Here is a 5,322-nt window from a genome sequence, read left to right on the forward strand (position 1 = left end):
CAGCCGCCCGATCAATATGGCAAGCAGGACATGCCCTATTTGGATCTTAGGCGCTGGGAAGCATCAGAGCGGTATTTTACAAGATTCAAACAATTTATTGCTCAGAAGATAGAGTCAGGCGTGAATAGTTAGATCTGGATATGCTTCAGAGGAAAGGATGATAGAAATGCCAAATGATAGCCAAGCTAGTCCTTCAGCTGGTTCAGTTAGAGAAGTTGGTGGTTATCCTATCGACCTGACAGGTCCTCTCAGTCACACTCTTGTCATTAAGCCCGGTGTGGGCAGTCTATCCATTGGACCGTCGCAATTGGGAAAGAAGGCAGACCTTCATGTCTCACCTGATACGCATATTGATTGGACCGTATTTGATGTCTTTGCCACCCCGGCGGGCTCTCCTTGGCCGCGATTTCTGCATTATACAGGCAGTGACCAAAGCTTCTTTGACTGGGCACAGAAACGTCCCATTGAAGAGATGACGTGGACTCCGATTCTGTCTGCAGACACGGTGGCGGATGCTACTCAGTCCAATTTGTATGGCTTGCATATCGAGTTGGATCAGTCCGGGAGGTCTCTGAGCTTGAGGCTTCCGAAGCGGCATTTCCGCCTGAGTGTATCCGGCGATCTATCACGCTTCTCGGCCACAGGAGATATGCCATCTTCTCTGACACTAGCGCCGCGCACCGGCCGACGCAGGAATGATACTCCTTTCTTGCTGCCTGACATGGGTGAGCTGCACAAGGTAACGAGCCTGACGCTACAGAATACGCCGTTAGGTCAGCCGATTTCGCTGGAGTGTCTGAACCGGTTCTCAAACCTAACCTCACTGAGTTTGTGGGGAAACTTTTGCGACCTGGACTTAATGGCTTATCATACCCAGTTAACGAATTTGGAGCTGCGCTTCATGCCTGATCTGGGTGGCTTGCCGACCTTGAACGTGTGGCCGTTGCTTAATAGATTTATCGCCTATAATGTGGAAGAGATTGCTGGCAAGCGTCTAAAACAGCAAATGAAAACTCGCGCTGTAACCCGCCCTTGGTCCGACCATGCTTCAGTGAGCCAATTACGAAAGGCTGAGTGGTGGACGACTGAGTTCAGCCGCCCGTTTTCGTACTGGCCTAAACGTCTGGCCAAGCTGGCTAATGAAGCTTACAACGTTGCACGGGCAACTTTGTCCAAGGCTCGTAGTTTTGCCGAAGCCGAGGCAGCTATTACAGCTTTCACGGTGCGCTTCAACAACCTCAAAGGCATTGAAACCACCGAACGTGAAGACCTTGGTGAAGCGGTGTGGCAACTCAGTCAGTCTGATCACCTGATTGGTCAGCCAATAGCAGAGGAGATGGCTCAACAGTGGTTCGATGCAGCGCGCGAGTACTGAATGAAATAAAAGTTCAGTCCAACAGAGCTTGCGAGCTGTTCGCTATTGCAAGGGCAACATCATACGCTACGTTGCAGCACAATATTTAAAATCTATGTTTTGAATAGGAAGGAAGCCAATTGTGCTGTTTCGAAAAGCTATTACAACGGATATACCGCAGTTAATTGAATTTCGCAAGATACTGCTATCTCATGAGGACAATAGTAGCATGGATGAAACTTTTAGAAACTACTTTGATTCCTCATTATCGGATAAGTCACTCGTTGTATGGGTTGCTGATGATGACGGAGTAGTTGTATCAACTGTATGTTTTTGCTTATGTCGATTTGCACCAAGGTTTGACAATCCTTCTGGATGGGTTGCATATATGAGTAATGTTTTCACAATCCCTAATTATCATCGCCAGGGTATTGTATCCAAACTTGTTAGTGAAGCAATAGACGATTTGAAGGTACAAGGAATTAGAAAAATTCTGCTACATTCGTCTGCTATGGCTAAACCGATGTATGAAAGTCTAGGTTTTGTTGAAGGAAAGAATTATATGTCAATTAATATTTGATACTAGAACGTCCTCTAATAAGCATTCTCTACCAAAAAACTGGGACCCGGATAACGGGTTCCAGTTTTTATTTGCGTGGAGGTAAGAACCCATTATGGAAATTTCGCTAGAAAAAATACTCGACTCCATTCGTTTGTAAAATGTAGTCCGGGTTACAGACTGATCACCTTATAGGATGTAACAATAGTACAAGATAACATCGAGATAGGATAACGGCATGATTAAGCATGGATAAGTTGGGGGGAGGCGACAGTAATTAGTGAAGGTGGCAGTTCAAGTAATACAGGTAATGATGGCGGAAAAGTGACCTCAACGAATGGCATATTAGTATTGACCGATACGAAAGATCTCCTATCTGATCGACAAGTTCTAATCAGTCCAGTTTCCGAAGTATTGAAAAATGCTACGAATAATTTTACCAAATCAGTAACACTGACCTTTGTTTTCGATGAGGCAGGATTAAAGAAGGCGCAGCGACCGGTTGAATTCTACTATGACGAAATGAAGAAAGAGTGGTTGCAAATTGACGGCGGCGAGGTTGATGGCAATAAGATCACTGTCGGAGTCGATTACTTTACAAAGTTTGCTGTGATGGCTGTAAGCAAAGAGAAGGAACAGTCCGGATCGGATCAACCGACATTTAGCGATATAACGGGTCACTGGGCCGCGTCTGAGATTATTGAAGCTGCACAGAGTGAAATCGTGAATGGTTATGTTAATGAAGGCGTTGAAGCCGCAAATAGATGCTGAGAAGTTGATGTTTACCGATTCGGTGAAGATTGGCATATGGGCGCAGCAAGCGGTAGAGCAATCTGTACAATTAGGTATTGTTAAAGGCTATTCGGACGGCAGTTTCCATCCAGACGCAGAAATTCAACGTCCTTGTAAATTGTGCGCTTTGGAGAAATACATCCACAAATTCATTGCTGTATGCCCACGGTTCTGTGGGAAGCGCACGCTATGTCGCTTACTTTGAGTGGTTATCCTTTCTTATTACATAAAAATCCATATTGTCACATGACAAAGTGATGACAGCACTCACTATTCGACAATTTATTTATTCTCTATGATTGAAAGAATTGAGGCTTAAAGTGGCAGCTTGCCCCTTTAGTTCACTTTATAAATGATTAACCCAAGGAGTGAGCGTGTGTGGAACAAACGGTAACTAATCGAGTTACGGGTGAACAAATTACGTTTATAGAAACGGCAAAGGATACGAAGGGTGAATACTTATTAATTGAAGTTGCACTCCCCCCACATGGCAAAGGTCCCCCACTACATATTCATGACCGTTTTGAAGAAGAATTTGAAGTGATTTCTGGCAAGCTCACGGTAACATTAGGTAAAATAAACCACATCCTGGTAGCGGGAGAACGTCGTGTTGCCCCGATGAAGACACCACATACTTTTACCAATAATGACGATGATCCGGTTGTATTCCGTGTACGATTAACACCACCAAGTCAGTTCGAGCAGTCTGTTCGTATTCATTACGGGCTAATGGAGGATGGTTTAACTGATGCAAAAGGCAATCCTAAATTGCTCGCACACACCGCTTTAGTGTTATCACTACAAAATACACTCATCGCTGGCATTCCACTCTGGATACAGCGTAGTATTTTTGGTCTAATCGTTAAACGCGCACATAAAAGGGGGTTATATGAAGCGTTAGAAAAGTATACAGGGGAGACCGTATAATCTCTATGATCTGTCACCAAAAATTATGGTGATTATGATTTTCGGCAAGCCGATTTGATGTCACATGGGCAGATCAGCACTTTGCTGGAGTAGAATAATCTATTTTACAATTTGAAAGAGGTGGGATTCCCCTATTGAAACGTTCTTTATCTTTATTAATGGCATTGATCATTCTATTTGTAAGCCTTCCCGCAGCCAAGGCTTTGGAGGTTCCCTATTCCCTGTCTCCAAGCGAATTTATCAACGCTTCGGTTCCAGGTGCAAGAGCACTCGCTTACCATGAAGGCTATATTTATGCAGCTCAGCGAGATCCGGGCGGCATCTATCGCATTTCGGTCGAGACGGGAGAGGTCACGAAAGTGCTGGACAGAGAGTATGTTATGACCGTCGCCTTGAACCAAGCCGGAGATCTGTTCTTCACGACTGATAACTATGATAGAAATATTTATAAAATCAACAAAAGCGCACTCGTCAATTTTCCTCTCCCGTCGAATAGTGGCACCGCATATTACAATACGGGTTTTAATTTCGTATACGGTATGGCCTTCGATGCCACTGATAACCTTTATTTCACGGACTACACAAGTAAAGGCATTTACAAGCTCACGCCGGGAGCAACATCTGCAACGTCGGTCATTAAAGGACTCCCAACAGCCGTGCAAGGAATAACGATAAGTTCCGCTGGTCATCTATACGCTATTGAAGACTACAATAATAATATCTATCGCATTAACAGCGATCATTTATTGAACAGTACTGTAGCTGAGTCCGAATTCGAGCTATTGTTGAATATGCGAACCATTCCCAATGGTATCGCTTATTTGCCGAATGGCAAAGCGTACATATCCTACGGGTCACAAGTTTTCCAAAGTCCTGAACTTGGCGAAAATGATACGGAAAAACCAGTTATTACGCTTAACGGTGCTTCAACACTGCTGGTTAGGAACGGAACGTCCTTCTCTGATCCTGGTGTATCGGTATCTGATAATGTCGAAATCGATTTGACAGCCAAAGTAACTTACAGCTTGAACAATGTCGAGCTTCCGACTATCGATACGACTGTTGCGGGCCGGTATACCATTCGATATGATGCCACTGATACCGCAGGCAACGCAGCTGTCGCGGTAAAGAGAACCATCATCGTTAATGAAGACAGCACTAACTTGGCATATGGCGTACCGGTTACAGTCGACAAAGGAACCGCCAGCGGTCAGACTGGCCATTTGACTGACGATTTATTGGAGACTGGCTGGATTGGCAGTCAATCCGATGCGCCTTGGACAATCACACTCGATATGAGTGCAGGCGCGGCTTATAATGAAATCCGTGTTGTCGATACCGTCTATCTGCAATCCTACGAAGTGAAGGTCAGCGACAGCGTGACCGGTCCGTTTGAAACAGTCACAGGCACGACTTACGCTAGCCTCGTTCATACAGATGGACAATATAATGGTTTTACGACAGATTCGGTCTTTTTTCCTGAAGAAATCTCTAAGCGCTACATTCAGATTGTGATCTATGTAGTAGGGGAAGATGGAAGCACGGGTCCTGATCTTCAAGAAATTAAAGTGTTCAATCAACCGATAATACCAACGCCAACAGCGACGCCAACGTCGACACCGACAGCGACGCCAACACCGACACCAATACCGACACCAATACCAACACCAACACCAACACCAACACCAAC

The 5,322-nt window shown here is 44.9% G+C and carries 6 protein-coding genes; all 6 read left to right on the forward strand.

Annotated features, from left to right (window positions below; translation table 11 throughout):
- Nucleotides 1–166 precede the first annotated feature (166 nt).
- Nucleotides 167–1,375, forward strand: coding sequence for a hypothetical protein (locus CA598_RS30920; protein WP_094878980.1), 1,209 nt, complete (start codon nt 167–169; stop codon nt 1,373–1,375).
- A gap of 121 nt (nt 1,376–1,496) precedes the next feature.
- Nucleotides 1,497–1,934, forward strand: coding sequence for a GNAT family N-acetyltransferase (locus CA598_RS30925; protein ID WP_179283813.1), 438 nt, complete (start codon nt 1,497–1,499; stop codon nt 1,932–1,934).
- A 303-nt stretch (nt 1,935–2,237) separates the two neighbouring features.
- A complete protein-coding gene (locus tag CA598_RS30930) occupies nt 2,238–2,684 on the forward strand; it encodes an S-layer homology domain-containing protein (protein WP_094878982.1) in 447 nt (148 codons plus the stop codon).
- Between the two features lie 7 nt (nt 2,685–2,691).
- Nucleotides 2,692–2,910 (forward strand): S-layer homology domain-containing protein, encoded by a 219-nt coding sequence (locus tag CA598_RS33540; protein ID WP_373455860.1) that lies wholly within the window; start codon nt 2,692–2,694, stop codon nt 2,908–2,910.
- A 173-nt stretch (nt 2,911–3,083) separates the two neighbouring features.
- Entirely contained in the window at nt 3,084–3,632 is a 549-nt protein-coding gene (locus CA598_RS30940) for a cupin domain-containing protein (protein WP_094878984.1), read from the forward strand.
- Nucleotides 3,633–3,766: 134 nt separating this feature from the next.
- Nucleotides 3,767–5,322, forward strand: a 1,556-nt coding sequence (locus CA598_RS30945) for an immunoglobulin-like domain-containing protein (protein ID WP_143812491.1), incomplete at its 3' end; no start/stop codon positions are given.

Source organism: Paenibacillus sp. VTT E-133291 (genome assembly GCF_002264395.1).
Classification (GTDB): domain Bacteria; phylum Bacillota; class Bacilli; order Paenibacillales; family Paenibacillaceae; genus Paenibacillus_AQ; species Paenibacillus_AQ nitricinens.